The 14,039-nt window shown below is 38.1% G+C and carries 14 protein-coding genes; 6 read left to right on the top strand and 8 right to left on the bottom strand.

Translation table 11 applies throughout. From position 1 onward, the window contains the following. Position 1: 1 nt before the first annotated feature. The 3 genes from QNH20_RS07345 to QNH20_RS07335 all read right to left on the bottom strand — a co-directional run bounded on the left by QNH20_RS07345 (position 2) and on the right by QNH20_RS07335 (position 1,787). A complete protein-coding gene (locus tag QNH20_RS07345; protein WP_283922241.1) occupies positions 2-274 on the bottom strand; it encodes a ubiquitin-like small modifier protein 1 in 273 nt (90 codons plus the stop codon). A 125-nt stretch (positions 275-399) separates the two neighbouring features. Next, positions 400-759 carry a YisL family protein gene (locus QNH20_RS07340; RefSeq protein ID WP_283922240.1) on the bottom strand — a complete coding sequence of 120 codons (360 nt, stop codon included), beginning with the start codon at positions 757-759 and terminating at the stop codon, positions 400-402. Positions 760-869: 110 nt separating this feature from the next. Beyond that, positions 870-1,787, bottom strand: coding sequence for a fumarylacetoacetate hydrolase family protein (locus QNH20_RS07335; protein WP_283922239.1), 918 nt, complete (start codon positions 1,785-1,787; stop codon positions 870-872). A gap of 146 nt (positions 1,788-1,933) precedes the next feature. Between QNH20_RS07335 and QNH20_RS07330 the strand changes: the two genes are divergently transcribed. The 6 genes from QNH20_RS07330 to QNH20_RS07305 all read left to right on the top strand — a co-directional run bounded on the left by QNH20_RS07330 (position 1,934) and on the right by QNH20_RS07305 (position 3,983). Then, positions 1,934-2,155, top strand: a complete 222-nt coding sequence (locus QNH20_RS07330) for a spore germination protein (protein WP_283922238.1) — start codon at positions 1,934-1,936, stop codon at positions 2,153-2,155. 17 nt (positions 2,156-2,172) lie between these two features. After that, positions 2,173-2,391, top strand: a complete 219-nt coding sequence (locus QNH20_RS07325) for a spore germination protein GerPB (protein ID WP_283922237.1) — start codon at positions 2,173-2,175, stop codon at positions 2,389-2,391. A 131-nt stretch (positions 2,392-2,522) separates the two neighbouring features. Next, positions 2,523-3,140, top strand: coding sequence for a spore germination protein GerPC (gene gerPC, locus QNH20_RS07320; protein ID WP_283922236.1), 618 nt, complete (start codon positions 2,523-2,525; stop codon positions 3,138-3,140). Further along, on the top strand, positions 3,137-3,343 hold the full coding sequence (locus tag QNH20_RS07315) for a spore gernimation protein GerPD (RefSeq protein WP_283922235.1): 207 nt from the start codon (positions 3,137-3,139) through the stop codon (positions 3,341-3,343). The genes gerPC and QNH20_RS07315 overlap by 4 nt, the downstream gene beginning before the upstream one ends. After that, positions 3,324-3,713: a spore germination protein GerPE gene (locus QNH20_RS07310; protein WP_283922234.1), complete on the top strand. Its 390-nt coding sequence runs from the start codon at positions 3,324-3,326 to the stop codon at positions 3,711-3,713. Before QNH20_RS07315 ends, QNH20_RS07310 begins: the two co-directional genes overlap by 20 nt. A 51-nt stretch (positions 3,714-3,764) precedes the next feature. Continuing rightward, positions 3,765-3,983: a spore germination protein gene (locus tag QNH20_RS07305; RefSeq protein ID WP_283922233.1), complete on the top strand. Its 219-nt coding sequence runs from the start codon at positions 3,765-3,767 to the stop codon at positions 3,981-3,983. Between the two features lie 36 nt (positions 3,984-4,019). On the opposite strand, the gene addA is transcribed toward QNH20_RS07305, so the two are convergent. From addA to QNH20_RS07280, 5 genes are all read right to left on the bottom strand, one after another. Further along, the gene (gene addA / locus QNH20_RS07300; protein WP_283922232.1) at positions 4,020-7,799 is read right to left on the bottom strand and encodes a helicase-exonuclease AddAB subunit AddA; all 3,780 of its coding nucleotides are present in this window, start codon (positions 7,797-7,799) and stop codon (positions 4,020-4,022) included. Further along, entirely contained in the window at positions 7,792-11,289 is a 3,498-nt protein-coding gene (addB, locus tag QNH20_RS07295; RefSeq protein ID WP_283922231.1) for a helicase-exonuclease AddAB subunit AddB, read from the bottom strand. Before addB ends, addA begins: the two co-directional genes overlap by 8 nt. 247 nt (positions 11,290-11,536) lie before the next feature. Continuing rightward, entirely contained in the window at positions 11,537-12,091 is a 555-nt protein-coding gene (gene lepB, locus QNH20_RS07290) for a signal peptidase I (RefSeq protein ID WP_283922230.1), read from the bottom strand. Then, a complete protein-coding gene (locus QNH20_RS07285) occupies positions 12,081-12,746 on the bottom strand; it encodes a TVP38/TMEM64 family protein (protein ID WP_283922229.1) in 666 nt (221 codons plus the stop codon). The genes lepB and QNH20_RS07285 overlap by 11 nt, the downstream gene beginning before the upstream one ends. 46 nt (positions 12,747-12,792) lie before the next feature. Then, a complete protein-coding gene (locus QNH20_RS07280) occupies positions 12,793-13,731 on the bottom strand; it encodes an LCP family protein (RefSeq protein ID WP_283922228.1) in 939 nt (312 codons plus the stop codon). Positions 13,732-14,039 lie beyond the last annotated feature (308 nt).

Here is a 14,039-nt window from a genome sequence, read left to right as displayed (position 1 = left end):
ATTAGCCGCCTGCAACAGGGGGAAATAGAGCAAATTGATCTTCTTCACAGACCTTCGTTTGAAGTTCCGCGAGATGGATGATATTCCTTCCGTTTATATATACATGAACAAACGGTAGCAGCTCTTTTTCTAGGGTAAAAATTTCATCTCGTAAATCTGGAAACATTTCCACCATTTTATCAAGCACATCTATTACCCGATCCCCATCAGGCTGAACCTCAACTGTTACCCCGCCGCATATTTGCCGAAGATTTGCAAACACCTTTACTAGCAAATTGATCCTCTCCCCTCTCCTTAATTTTTATATTAAAACCGCAGGTTAAAGTTGTCACGCCAGTTATAGTATATTTTTAAAAAAAGAAGGCTGCCCTAGGACAGCCTTTATTTTTAAAAATTAGCTTATACATTGAAAATTGACATTGGTAATTTTTCAAAGCCTAAATATAACACAAGCAAAAATGCAATGATAAATTGAATCCAAAAAACGGAGGTACTTTTGTTATTTGCCACCCGGCCGAGAATCATTTCAAACAATCCGATTACCCATAAACCTGCAACCGCTTTTAAAATATACCAAACATCGATCTTATAAACTGAAAAAAGAAGTCCTATGCCTGTTGCAATAATTAGCAGGTATAATACTCGTAAGATCATTTGAACAATCTTAAATCCTTTGGCTTTCCCACTTTTATTTAATGAAAGTGCAACGAAAAATAAAATCAGAGCTAAAACCCATGCTGTAACATGTCCATGAATCATTTTTTACCCTCCTATGTATAATTAATCGACACTATCATACCATAGGCTTTTAGTAATTACGAAAAAAGTGATTCAAATATAGTAACAAACTTGGAAAGATACATTAACGATTACAACGAACCTTCCTCAATGGTATTCTTAAGTGTTCCAATCTTTTCAATATTGATTTCAAGTATGTCCCCAGGACGTAAAAATTTTGGCGGATTAAAGCCTTTGCCAACACCTGCTGGAGTACCGGTGGCAATGATATCTCCTGGTTCGAGTGTCATACCAGCTGACAAAACAGAGATTACTTCTTCTACTGGAAAAATAAAATTTTTAGTATTTGAACTTTGCCTTACCTCACCATTTACTTTAGTCTCAATATTTAATTGATTAGGGTTTTCAATCATGCTTTTATGAACAATCCAAGGACCCATTGGACAGGTAGTATCTAAGCTTTTGCCGATAAAAAATTGCTTGTGCCTTGATTGTAGATCCCTTGCCGTTACATCATTAATAATCGTATATCCAAAAACATAGTCAAGTGCTTCTTCTTTTTTAATGGCCCGCCCTTTTTTCCCTATAATGACGGCTAATTCTCCTTCATAATCAAGTTGATTCGTTATTTTTTGATGGTTTATTACTTTTTCATCTGGTCCAATAACTGTTGTTGGGGATTTGGTAAACACCATCACATGGTCAGGAATATCTGCCGCACTTCCCATTTCAATTGCATGGTCAGCATAATTTTTTCCAACACAAAAGATATTCTTAGTTGGTTTTGGAATAGGAGCAAGTATTGTGACCTCTTCAAGTGGAATGTAAAAAGCATCTGTGTTATCGGAACCTTTTACCCAATCAAGCAAATCATTTACTTGTTCGAGAAAGCTTTCTTCTAAGGCGATACATTCCAAGAGAGAAGCAGGGAATTTTTTTTGCCCTGTCCTTACCTCTGTTGCAGCATTTAGTAAAAGTACTTTTGTTTCTTCTGAATCTAGTAAACCGACTAAATGTTCATTTTTATGTTTGACTGTTACAAATTTCATTTACAATCACTCCTATGTTCATTTATCCACTACTAATAGAATAAAATAAAAAGAACGATCAAACAAATATAATTTAGGCGAATGATTCACATTACATTCGCCCATTCATAAGATGTAAAAGATATTAATAACGAAGGGTGTTGCTCATGCCAGCGATTGTTGGGGTTGCACAGGTCATTACACTTGGAAGCAGCTCTATTTTCCACATTGGCGATGTCTATAAAATCATGCCATTTTCTAATGCCAAAACATTTTCTGGAGCTGGTTCCTTTAACACCGGCGATCAGGTTGATGTACTCAACAAAATAAGTTCAACGAATACCTCTGATCCGGATGTCCTTGATCAAAATAATTTCCTTAATATGTAATTAACGGGTGATCCAAAATGAATTTTTATATCCAGCAGTCCATTCACATTAATTTTATAAAAATAGGCGGTCTTACCAATTCCTCAGTCCTGCAAATTGGCAGTGCCGGAATCATAAAGCCTCAAGCAAATCTATATAATACGGGCGGCTTCACAAAACCTGCCCCAGCTGGAATAAAACCTGAGGGAATGATACTGGCACCTTCAGTTCCCTTACAGGCTGCAGTCAGAGGTTAATAAATGAACACCAGATAATGGGAAATCCCTGTCAGCTTTATGAACTTGTTAAAAAGAAGTAAATCCAAATAAGTTTGTGCATATAGTTAGAACACAAGGTGAAAAGGCAATTCGCTGGCGAGGTGATTTACTTGTATCAGGATTATTACCAATATCTTCAATGGCTGCAGATGTGTATACAGGCACAAGAAAAGAGAATTGCAACTTTAGAACAGACAATTCAACAATTAAGAGCTGATGTAATGCAAATACGGGATAAGCCCACGGTCCATGTTGATAAGATTGAATATAAATTTGATCAATTGAAGGTTGAAACACTTGAAGGAACGTTAAGTATTGGCTTAAATCCTAATGATTTGTCTGGAATTGATGACTTTGCCGTACAAAATCAATCATTAAAGACCCCATTTTCTCCTAAAGAACAAATGCGAGTATCAATGAAAATTGAAGAGGCTATTCATGACTATTTAGATAAGGAATTGCCGCAAATAATTGATGATGCTCAGAGGGGCATGGCAGTACCTTCAAATGAATCCTACTTATCCTTTATCAAAGAGGATATTATTAAACAGCTACCCAGTCGGATTGACTATCATCTTAAAGCTAACGCCGCGAAGGTTCGTTCGGATGATGATGCTCCTCCAATCGAGGCAATCGTCATTGAAGCACTAAAGCAGGAAATTCAAAGTGGCGTAATGGTCTTTTTAACTAACTTACCTGAGAATGTGAAAGGAATGAAGACGGAATGAACTTTGAAGTCTATAACCGCGTTCTGCATGTCGAAAACATAAGTATCACCGCGGTCGCAAGCTCCTCGTTATTTATGGTGGGCGACACGGAAACAATCCAACTAACATCAGCGTTTGACACCCCACCAGAATCTTTAATTATTGGGCCACTTGTTCCGTTAAAACGGGATGTGACCCCTGGCTATGCTGACCCGTACCTCTAACGTAGACCATCTCGAAGTAAAGCTAGTATCTTTCAGTTCTGTTATTCAGCTTGGGGATTCTAGTATCATTAATGGACTTTCTAGGGCCCTCGCAGTTCAAAGGGAAGCAGAAATATTCTTCGGAGACGAAGGCAACTTTCCTTCCTATCCAATCTTTACAAGACCTTTACCGCTGTCGCCAATTACTGAAACAATGTCTTTTTTACAGCATAATATTAACCCAATCATAAAAGTGAATAACATTAATGCTATTGCTGTTTCATCTTCGTCTATTTTACATGTTGGAAACTCTCGAAATGTATCGATGGAATCAAGAATTAAGCATATCCGTCAGCTTCGGCTTGAAGGTCATGAACAAGACATATTATAAATGCATATGCTACTGTAACCTTGTTAGTTCAAATGGAAAAGGATGTTTTTGATGCCAGCGATAATTGGTCCAGTACAAATTATTAATGTAGGTGGAGGAATTGTACAATTCGGAGATACCGTTTATATCTCTCCAAAGAGCGCCACGAAAACATTCGCTGGCTCTGGGGGATTTAACACCGGTGGCTTAATTGTAACGAATAATGGGTTAAGTGGCACAAATGTACTCGATACAAATGTAATTGACCAGCCGATTGCAGCGAACAATTAAAAAATGACATAAACCATCAAGGTCTATGTCATTTTTTTATTCTCTTTCCACTTTTAAAATGTGGGCTCCATCAAAGAAAAATAAATATCTTTCTGCTACATCTCTTTTCCAGATTTGTTCAATTGCTTTTGTATATAAATTAATCTGAAGTCTATATCTTTCTAAGAGGATTGGTTTTGCCTGAAGAATACCGCCTTTATATCTGTCAGTTATTCCATCTGATTTATAATCAATGAGTACCAAGCCATTTTCATCCTCAAGGATACAATCAATAATCCCTTGCACAAATACAGATTCATCTGGATCTTTCCAGTTAGGGTAAACATCTCTTGCAGGTAATGAAAGCGTAAATGGAATTTCTCGGTAAATAGCTTTGGCATTAAAGTATCTTTGCCCTAATTCTGAGTTGAAGAATTGAACAATTAATTGACTGTCAATCACTTCTGCCTGCTCTGGGGTTAACAATTCATTGTGAACCATCCAGTTTAATTGTTCAAGAATGGATTCTTCGCTAACATGATTAGTCACATCCACATGCTGCATTACCATATGCATGGCTGTCCCTCGCTCTGCTGGACTTAATTGTCTCTCCTGCATAAACCTTGGTCGTTTTAAAATAGACTTTTTATACCTTCGAACCAGATCTGTTCCGCTTTGCTCATCCTTCATTTCCGAAAAGCGTTTTATTTCCGATACTGATTGCTTAGAGCGGTGGACTGTGGCATCAGGAAAGGAATATTCCCATGTTAGACGAGACTTTATTTCCTCTGCAAATGAAGATTCTGTTGGGACCTTTTCTACTGTTTGAACCTTGTCCAGGAAGTAATCCTCTTCTGCTTCAACTACTAATTCCTGTTTTTTGATTTCTTCGGCACTTATTAATGTAATTTTCCAAGATGAAGGATGGTTAGTAATTTCCGATGGAATAAGCGGATTATTTTTTCCTGTAACCCTTAATTCACCGCAGTCTTGATGACGGATCAAGGCTGGTCCAATCCAGTCGATATAACTCATTGCAGATGCCCGGTCATAGTCCTTTAACAGCCACTCCATATTAGCGGAAGCAGAATTCCATTGGTCAATTGTTTTCACTGCATCCTTTATTGTTGCTGTTACATAGAGCTTTTCTTTCGCTCTCGTCATAGCCACGTATAACACGCGCATTTCTTCAGCAAGCATTTCCATTTTCTTTTTTCGCTTAAACGCAATTTGCGGGAGAGAAGGATAAGAAATACGCTTCTCTGCATTAACATACTTTGCTGCAAATCCATATTCTTTATCAAGCATGTATGGCTTTCGGATATCCATCATATTAAAGTTCCTTGCCATTCCTGCCATAAATACAACAGGAAATTCAAGCCCTTTACTGCTATGGATCGTCATTATACGGACAACATCCTCCTGTTCACCAAGTGCTCTTGCTGCCCCAAGATCGTCTCCTCTCTCCATCATGCGCTCGATAAAACGTAAAAAGCGAAATAACCCGCGGAAAGAGGTTTGTTCATAGACCCTTGCCCTGTCATATAAAGCTCTTAAGTTTGCCTGACGCTGCTTGCCACCGGGCAGACCTCCAACAAAATCATAAAATTGAGTATCACGGTATAACTGCCAGATTAGTTCTGAAAGGGATCCTTGTCGTGCCAACGAGCGCCAGTTTTGTAACAGGTCAAAAAAACTGCGGACTTTTTCATAAAATGGTTCTGTATTATCAGCAGACTTACTAAGGCAAAAGGCAGAAACCGCCTCCCAAAACGAACCACGCTTACTGTGAATCCGAATTTTTGATAATTCTTCTTCGTTTAACCCGACAATGGGTGAACGTAACACTGATGCTAACGGAATATCCTGGAATGGATTATCAATTACCCGAAGCAGCGACATCATAATGGATACTTCTGTTGCTTCAAAATAACCGGTAGATAAATTCGCATAAATAGGAATTCCTTGCTGTTTGAACTCCTCGATGATTTGTGGAGCCCAGGTCATTGAACGGAGGAGAATTACCACATCCCGATACATTAGTGGTCTTTGAGATTTTGTTTTTGTATTATACACAGGTGAAGCTGTTGTCACTAATTCTTTAATTTTTGATGCCATTACCCTTGCTTCAAGCTGGGATTGTTCAAGGTCTGCTGTATCAAATTCAACCACTTCTGTTTCGGGTTCATTATCAACAGGTGTTTCCACACTTTCAGCGTTTTGGTCAATAAGCATTAATTCAACGGGATATGAATCTTCAACTGGATATGGTGCTCCATTCCGTAATTCTGCCGCATCGTCGTATTCTATTTCTCCAACCTTAACGCCCATGATTTGTTTGAATAAAAAATTGGTAGCATCAAGTACCTCATTCCTGCTTCTGAAATTACGAGCTAAATCTATTCTCAGCCCCGATCCTATGCCATCAATGTTAAAACGATTATATTTACTTAAAAAGAGATTCGGCTCAGCCAAACGAAAGCGATAAATCGACTGCTTGACGTCACCAACCATGAATAAATTCCCGTTTGCTTCATCGTCTTTCGAAACAAGTTTTAAAATGGTTTCCTGCACCATATTAGTGTCCTGGTACTCATCGCAATATACTTCTTTAAAATGACTGCGGTAAGAAAGGGCTGCTTCTGATGGGAGAAATTCACCATCTGCTGAGACTCCTTTTGTCAAAATCCCAAGGCAGTTATGCTCTAAATCGGCATAATCAACAAGACCCTTTTCTTTTTTAACTTTTTCGAATCGGTTTGAAAATTCTTTTACTAGATAAACCAGCATTTTTACTAATGGATGCATCTCATCCATATCTCGTATAAAGCTTTCCGGTTTCCGGGAAAAGAGTTCTTCCTTTATATCCTGAATTTTTTTCTTTGCTTTTTCCCGTAGCTTCTGGGCTTTCTCTGTTAGTTCCTTATCAAAATGGTCACCCTTTACCTGTTTAGCCCTTGAAAAAGACCATGTTTGCATCGCCTGATACAGCGTTCCCCAGGAATCCTTTTGTGCCTGCAAAAGAGTATCTATGACTTGTAAATCATCTAAAAAGTTTTCTGCTCTAGGTGCCGGACCATTTGGCAGCTTAGTTAGCTCCAATCCCCGTTTAATCATGTCTTTTGCAGTATCTAATTGCAATTCGATATCAAACAGAAGTGCCTGGGTAAACGGCAGATTTTCTATATTTGTTCCTTCTTGCACGTCATACATTGAAACAATAGATTGTAAATATTGCTCTGGCTGAGGGTTCGAACTGGAAAAATCGTATATGGAACGAATAATATCCATTAGTGCAGCATCACTTCGATCACTTGTGAATGAATCAACTAAATTAAAAAAGGCCACATTATCTTTCTTTCCATATTCTTCTTCAAACAGCTCTTCCATTACTTCATCTCTGATTAGCTGTGCCTCTGTTTCATCGGCAATTCGGAACCCTGGGTCAATATCGATTAAATAATAATATTTACGGATTACCTCCATGCAAAAGGAATGCAGCGTTGAAATTGAGGCTTTATTTAATAGGCTAAGTTGCTTTCGTAAATGTCTGGAACCTGGATCCTGATCGATTGCTTTTTCCAACGCTTCCCCAATTCGATGCCGCATCTCTGCTGCGGAAGCATTTGTAAACGTCACGACTAACAATTCATCAACATCTATCGGATCTTCCAAAGAAAGAATTTTTTGGATGATTCTTTCCACAAGGACCGCTGTTTTCCCTGACCCAGCCGCTGCCGCTACAAGGATATCTTTATTCTTGGCCATAATCGCTTTCCACTGGTCGTCTGTCCAGGTCACCCCCTCTGGTTTTGGAGGGATCATGAATTTACTCATTTTTCGTTACCTCCTTTCCAATTAATCCTAACACTTCTTCCTTTGAATGTGGTGTAAGTATCCTATAACGATTACTTTCAATTGATTCATCAAATTGACAAACCGATTTATAAGCACAAAATGTACATGGTGTTTTGTCTTTTAATTTATATGGGGCAATATCGATTTGACCATTGACAATGGCATTACCTGTATTTTGATATAAATGACGAACGTGGCTCCTTAATTGATCAAATTCCTCTAAACTCGCTACCTTTGATTTTTTAGATAAATTCCCATCTTTTTTAATTCCTGCTGCAACAATTTGTGAATCACCAGATTCTAGCGTTTGATCCATCAACTGGATGACTTTTTGGTCACTCAGCATTAACCCATTCATTTTAAACTTCTTCATTATTTCTATTTCGATTTCTTCTATAGTCAACATTTTCTTTGTATTGATAAATGGATTATGAACATGGAAGTAAAGGACACCTGCAGGGCTAGCTTTCATCTCTACAAGTTTATTGGAATGAGTTACGACAATATCCAGATAGGTCAGCATTTGCAAGGCAAGACCATAATAGACTTCAGTTAAATTGACATCCTTCTCACTCGATTTATAATCAATCACCCGTAAAAAGACACTGTCATCTTCCGCTTTTGCTTTGTCAACCCTGTCAATGCGTCCAGCTAACTCCATTCTTTTCCCATTTTTTAACGAAAAGGTTAATGGCGGCAGCTCTCCATTTGGGCCAAAACCTAATTCTAAGCCAATTGGTGAAAAACCGCTCACTTTCGCGTGCTCACTCAAGACAAGAGAAGCGCGAGTAATGATTTGCTCTAATTTTCGCTTAATATAATGATGGCGTTCTGAACTGAGTAATATTTCGTTTTGCAGCTTTGGTGCTAATATCTTAATCGCCTCTTTAGAAAGTTCTTCACATTGCTGTTGATTTAATTCAGCCCAGGACATGTTTTGTTCATTGACAATATCGGCAATCTGCTTTAATGCAGCATGGAATAGTTCGCCAATGTCAGGAGCTTCCAAGCGAAAAATTTGCCGTTCACGAAGTTTCAGCCCATGCTGAGCAAAATGAGAAAATGCACAACCGTTGTATAATTCCATTCTTGAAACACTTGCCTGGATTGTTTCACCATATAATTCATCCGCAACCTCTTTGGAAAGCTGGACGGTCTTATTTGTATAATAAAGGCTTGAAAACACCTTTTGCGCCTTATTTTTCCACGCACTCTCCAGATAATAGTTATACACATCCCACCACAGACTAGAAATAGGATAGTTTCGTTTTTTCCATTGCAGCTGTGTGTTTAGGTAGGACAAGGTTGTTGTAAAATTAGAAACAAAACTTAACTGATCAACTTCTTCAAGTTCAGCAGGGTCTGTAACAGAATACACTTCGCTTATGTCTGGGAACAAATCCTTTAGCCTCTTAATATAGGAAGAAGGAATTAATGCTTTTCCTTCGTCATTGGCAAGCGGATAGCTGACATAAAGCATGTCTGATGGTGCCGTAAAAGCTTTATAGGCAAGAAAGTTTTCATCAAGCAAGCGGGTTCGGCTGCTCGGTGCAACATTAATGCCTGCTGCTAATAGCAGCTCCCTGTCTTCATCTGCAAGAATGCCTTCATCAGAAATTTTCGCCGGTAATACCCCTTCATTTATACCAACCACGAAAACAATTTTGATATCATTCAGCCTTGATTTTTCTAAATCACCAATTAGAACTTGGTCAAGTGCTGGGGGAATAAGCGAAAAATGCAGGGATTCGAAGCCTGCCTCAAAAATAGCAGCAAATTCTCTTAGCGTAACCTGCTCTTCCCCTAGTATTTCAACATATTGGTCAAGAAGTTCAACGATTGCATTCCACACTTGTTCGTGTTCCCGCATCTTTACAAGATTGCCCTTTTCTTCTGCAGTCATTTTCCATTTTTCAAGCTTCTCTGGGATATCTAATTCTTCTAAATATAAATAGACGGCCTCACAAAGTTTCCGTCCTGTATCGGCTTTTTTCAACCTTCTTGACAGCCGCAAAATAGGCGCTGTTACCATAAGCTTTAATTCATTTATTTCTTGCTCCATCTCTTTTTCCACATTGGTTTGAACATTTCCCGTTAATTCAAGTCCTCTTATGCGCCGGTAAACCCAGCGATCCTTTTTCGTCCACTTACTCCCGTTAATTCCATAGGCTAAACAATAGTTTTCCAGCCTGTCCATCTTCTCACGCATTTTATTGGGATTTTCCTGAAGGGGATATAATAATTCTGTTTTTATCGCTCTAAACACAGGTTCATAGCGCCAATAAGAGTTAATCACTTCAAGACTCGAGCGGATTAATTCAATAAGCGGGTGATTAAGCATCGTCCTTTTCTGGTCGATAAAATAAGGAATCTGATAATCTTCAAAAACCGGTTCAACAAATTCATGATAATCCCCGCCATTTCTAATTAAGAGAGCGATATCCCGATAACGGTACCCTCTTGTTCGAACCACATCGCGAATTTCTCTGGCAATGCCTTCAATTTCAGCTCTTCGATTGACTGCCTGGCTAATTTGAATTGCTGTATCACCATGAAATGCCACGGCTGGGCGTGCATCAAATTTTTCCTCTAAATGACATAAGGACGGCTGATTCCATTTTTTATGTTCTTTGAGAATGATAGGTTGTTCCATCTCAATTCCGCTTATCTTGGCTAAATCATAAATGTTGTAACACATCTCACCAGATGCGCGGAACAAATCAAGCTCATCCGGTGGTGAATCAATGAATAACCGATCTGAGGTTATCGCGATGGAAATACGTTTACAATGCTTCATTAGTTCTGCCATGACAAGATATTCCTGCGGTGTGAAGCTATAAAATCCATCGATATAGATTTCAGCCTCTTTTAAGTATGAAGAAGCTGATATTTTCTCTGCTAAGAGGCGAAAGTAATCTTCTGAATCTATATATTTACCAAAGATTTCGTCCTCAAATTTTGTATAGATAATTTCTAAATCATTTAATTTATCGAGTAAGACTTTTGTAGCAGAAGTGTCCCCAGAACAAAACTTGACTGATTCCTGGACCAACTCCCCTGGTCTAAGACAGTATCGCTTAAATTCGGTAATCATTTGTTCCAGCTGCTGAACAAAGCCATTCTTATCAGCAGCCCGCTGAAAAATTTTCAAATTCTCTTTCTGGTCATCAATGATTTTACGAATTAACATATTCATTCCGACACTGCTTAAATGCGTACGGCTGATTCCACCTGTTTCCTGCAGAATTCTCCATGCTAAACGAGAAAAACTGAAAACCTGCGCGCGAATCATTCCCCCAACGTTTGAGTCTGTCGCCAAACGATATTCAGATAAAAATGTCATCTGCTCAGGAACGATATATATAATTGGTGTACCTTCCGGGTCTTCCACTAGCCGATCTCGTATTTCATCAAAAAACATCGATGTTTTACCGCTACCCGACCGTCCGATTATCATTCTTAATGACATGGGGTTACCTCTCTTCCTCCTAAAACTCTTTAACTCTCATTCTACCATAATATAAGCACAAACGTTTGGATTAGGGCTCTGCATATTAAAGGCATAATTGGTAATTTCTAATGTTTTTATTATAAAGAAAACTCGCCGATTGCCGAGCCCCCTAAGGGCGAAGACAGAGGCGTAGTTGCACTTATACTTTCCTAATAGCCAAAAAAAACACGACTTATACAATCGTGTTCATTTCTACTTCTTCTATTTAAAAATGGACGTCCAATTCATTCAATGGCCAATAGCGTAAATCAACTTTTCCTACAACTTGACTGGAAGAGATAAAACCAAATTGTCGGCTGTCCCAACTTCCTAAACGATTATCACCAAGAACAAATAATTTTCCTTCTGGAACTGCATTTTCACCGGTAATTTCCTTCAAACTAAAATCTCCAGTCAGCTTCATACCAGGTGCCTTCTGCTTATAAGGATTTAAAAACGGTTCCTTAAACTTGTGACCGTTAATATATAACTGATCATCCCGATATTCAATCTTATCACCTGGAAGCCCGATAATCCGTTTAACAAAGTCCTCCTTGGCATTGGCATGAAAGACAATGACGTCAAAACGGTTTAATTCACCAATCTGATAGCCAAGCTTGTTGACAACCAGCTTGTTACCGTCTTGAAGCGTAGGCATCATCGATTCGCCTTCTACAATATAATTAGAAAAGAAAAATGTGCGAATAAAAGCAAAAATTATGATTCCGATACCAAATGCCTTAACCCAATCCATGCCTTCCTGTTTCCATTCAATTTTCATTGAATCCCCTCCATTTCTCCTTCTCTTTATTTTTCTCCATTTCTCCATTATGGTCAGTTTCCGTTCTCTTATTCATCCTAATTTCAATTCTTTTTCCTACATACCAAAGAATAAAAATAACAAGCAAAACGATGACCGTCCGAAAGGGCTTTGTTATTAATGAACGGAGATCATAGCCGATAAAGCTTATCGTAAAAATCATCACCATTTTTCCAATGCACACTGCCAGCATGTATTGAGCAAAGCGTATTTTTGAAAGACCAGCAACAACGTTTACAATCGCAGATGGGGTAAATGGAAAACATAATATTAAAAATAGGGGGCCAAACCCATGACGGTCCACCCAGTCCATCAACTTACGGACCTTCGGGTGTCTAGGTAAAAAAGATAATAACCTTTTTTGCCCATACTTCCTGAGTAAAGAAAAAACAAGAAGTGCCCCCATACAAGCACCAAGCCAAGAATATAAAAATCCTAACCAAAGGCCAAAGGCATTGGCATTTGCCATTACAAATACAAACAACGGGAGAAACGGCAAAAATGCTTCAAGGACGATCAACAATATGCCCGGTATCGGTCCAAGCGCCCGATATTCTTGTATGAGGCTCATAATATGTTCAAGTGTAAACCAAGCTTTTAGTGATTCGAAGTCCATTCCATTCTCCTTTAATTAATTGCTAATAGTATTTTGTATAGAATATTTATTGTATGATAAATTGATGGAGTGCCTCTTTATTTTTTTGGACATCAAGATCCAAAACGTCTCCTTCACCTTTTATTTTTGGTTCAGTAAAGCTATTTTCGACTGGAATACGGAATGTTTCGATACTCCCTTTATCTGATAGGAAGTCTTTAGCCATAAATAATGCATCCGATGTGTCTATATTTGTATTCACATAAGGGGTTACAACGCCAATTAGTTTTGGCAGCTTTGTTATGGTTTGAAAACCGCTCAATTGTTCTTTAATGGCCTTTATAACTTGTTGTTGACGTTCTACCCTTCCAAAATCACCTATTGCATCATGCCGGAATCGAACATAACCTAATAAATGCTCGCCATCCAATCTTTGCAGACCAGGCTCAATTGTTACATCAATATATTCAGACATTTTTTTCTCTACATCAATTTCTACACCTTTCGGGAATGCTTCGTCAATTAGTTGAACAAATCCCTGAAAATCAACAATGGCATAATATTGTAGGTCGATATCAAAATTCTTCTTGATGGTTTGCCGCATTAACTCTGGACCCCCTCGTGCGAAGGCAGAATTAATCTTGTGTTTTCCATGCCCTGGAATTTCTACATAACTATCCCTCATAATTGAAGTTAATTTGAAGGTTCCTTTATCTTCGTTATAATGAGCAATCATAATCGTATCTGCACGGGACTTTTCTTTTCCTCGGGCATCACTTCCAAGTAATAAGATATTGGTATTCCCATACTGATCCTTCTGCCCTTCAAATGTATAGACAACATTTTCTTCTTTATTATCCTTATTTAATTTTTTTAATGATTGGTTGACTCCTTGTTTAAATTGAAAATATACATAACCAGTTACTGCACCAATTAATAGTAAGAAAACAAGTAAAATGGACGTCCATCTCTTCTTTTTCTTATTTTGATGTTTATCAGCTCTCATTTTTTTATCACCCATTCGTCCATGTTTTTTAATCTTCAATATATTTGACTGTTTTTTTCTTTTTTAGGTTTCCTCATTTAATTCATTTTCTCCTATCAAATATCCTTCTATTAATAAAAACTTTCTCACACATTGCCTGATATTTGCAACAAAGAGGACTCGTCGATTTGCGAAGATAGAAGCGTAACCTCACTTTTGGCTGATAGGAAAGTTTACTTTCCTATCAGCCAAAGAAAGCTCGCCAATTTGGTGAGCTTTTACGTGGAATTGTTTTATTGCTTTTATCGGTTCTTTTTTGTAAAATAAAA

This window comes from Neobacillus sp. WH10 (assembly GCF_030123405.1).
Lineage (GTDB): Bacteria > Bacillota > Bacilli > Bacillales > Cytobacillaceae > Neobacillus.
Note: the sequence above shows the minus strand (reverse complement) of the source record. Positions and strands in the feature narration are given on the sequence as shown.

Coding starts and splice junctions, on each gene's coding strand:
- addA (WP_283922232.1), bottom strand. CDS start 7,799: ATGAGTAAATTCATGATCCCTCCAAAACCAGAGGGGGTGACCTGGACA.
- QNH20_RS07340 (WP_283922240.1), bottom strand. CDS start 759: ATGATTCATGGACATGTTACAGCATGGGTTTTAGCTCTGATTTTATTT.
- QNH20_RS07315 (WP_283922235.1), top strand. CDS start 3,137: ATGAACTTTGAAGTCTATAACCGCGTTCTGCATGTCGAAAACATAAGT.
- addB (WP_283922231.1), bottom strand. CDS start 11,289: ATGTCATTAAGAATGATAATCGGACGGTCGGGTAGCGGTAAAACATCG.
- QNH20_RS07305 (WP_283922233.1), top strand. CDS start 3,765: ATGCCAGCGATAATTGGTCCAGTACAAATTATTAATGTAGGTGGAGGA.
- QNH20_RS07310 (WP_283922234.1), top strand. CDS start 3,324: ATGCTGACCCGTACCTCTAACGTAGACCATCTCGAAGTAAAGCTAGTA.
- QNH20_RS07335 (WP_283922239.1), bottom strand. CDS start 1,787: ATGAAATTTGTAACAGTCAAACATAAAAATGAACATTTAGTCGGTTTA.
- lepB (WP_283922230.1), bottom strand. CDS start 12,091: ATGAAAATTGAATGGAAACAGGAAGGCATGGATTGGGTTAAGGCATTT.
- QNH20_RS07285 (WP_283922229.1), bottom strand. CDS start 12,746: ATGGACTTCGAATCACTAAAAGCTTGGTTTACACTTGAACATATTATG.
- QNH20_RS07280 (WP_283922228.1), bottom strand. CDS start 13,731: ATGAGAGCTGATAAACATCAAAATAAGAAAAAGAAGAGATGGACGTCC.
- QNH20_RS07325 (WP_283922237.1), top strand. CDS start 2,173: ATGAATTTTTATATCCAGCAGTCCATTCACATTAATTTTATAAAAATA.
- QNH20_RS07330 (WP_283922238.1), top strand. CDS start 1,934: ATGCCAGCGATTGTTGGGGTTGCACAGGTCATTACACTTGGAAGCAGC.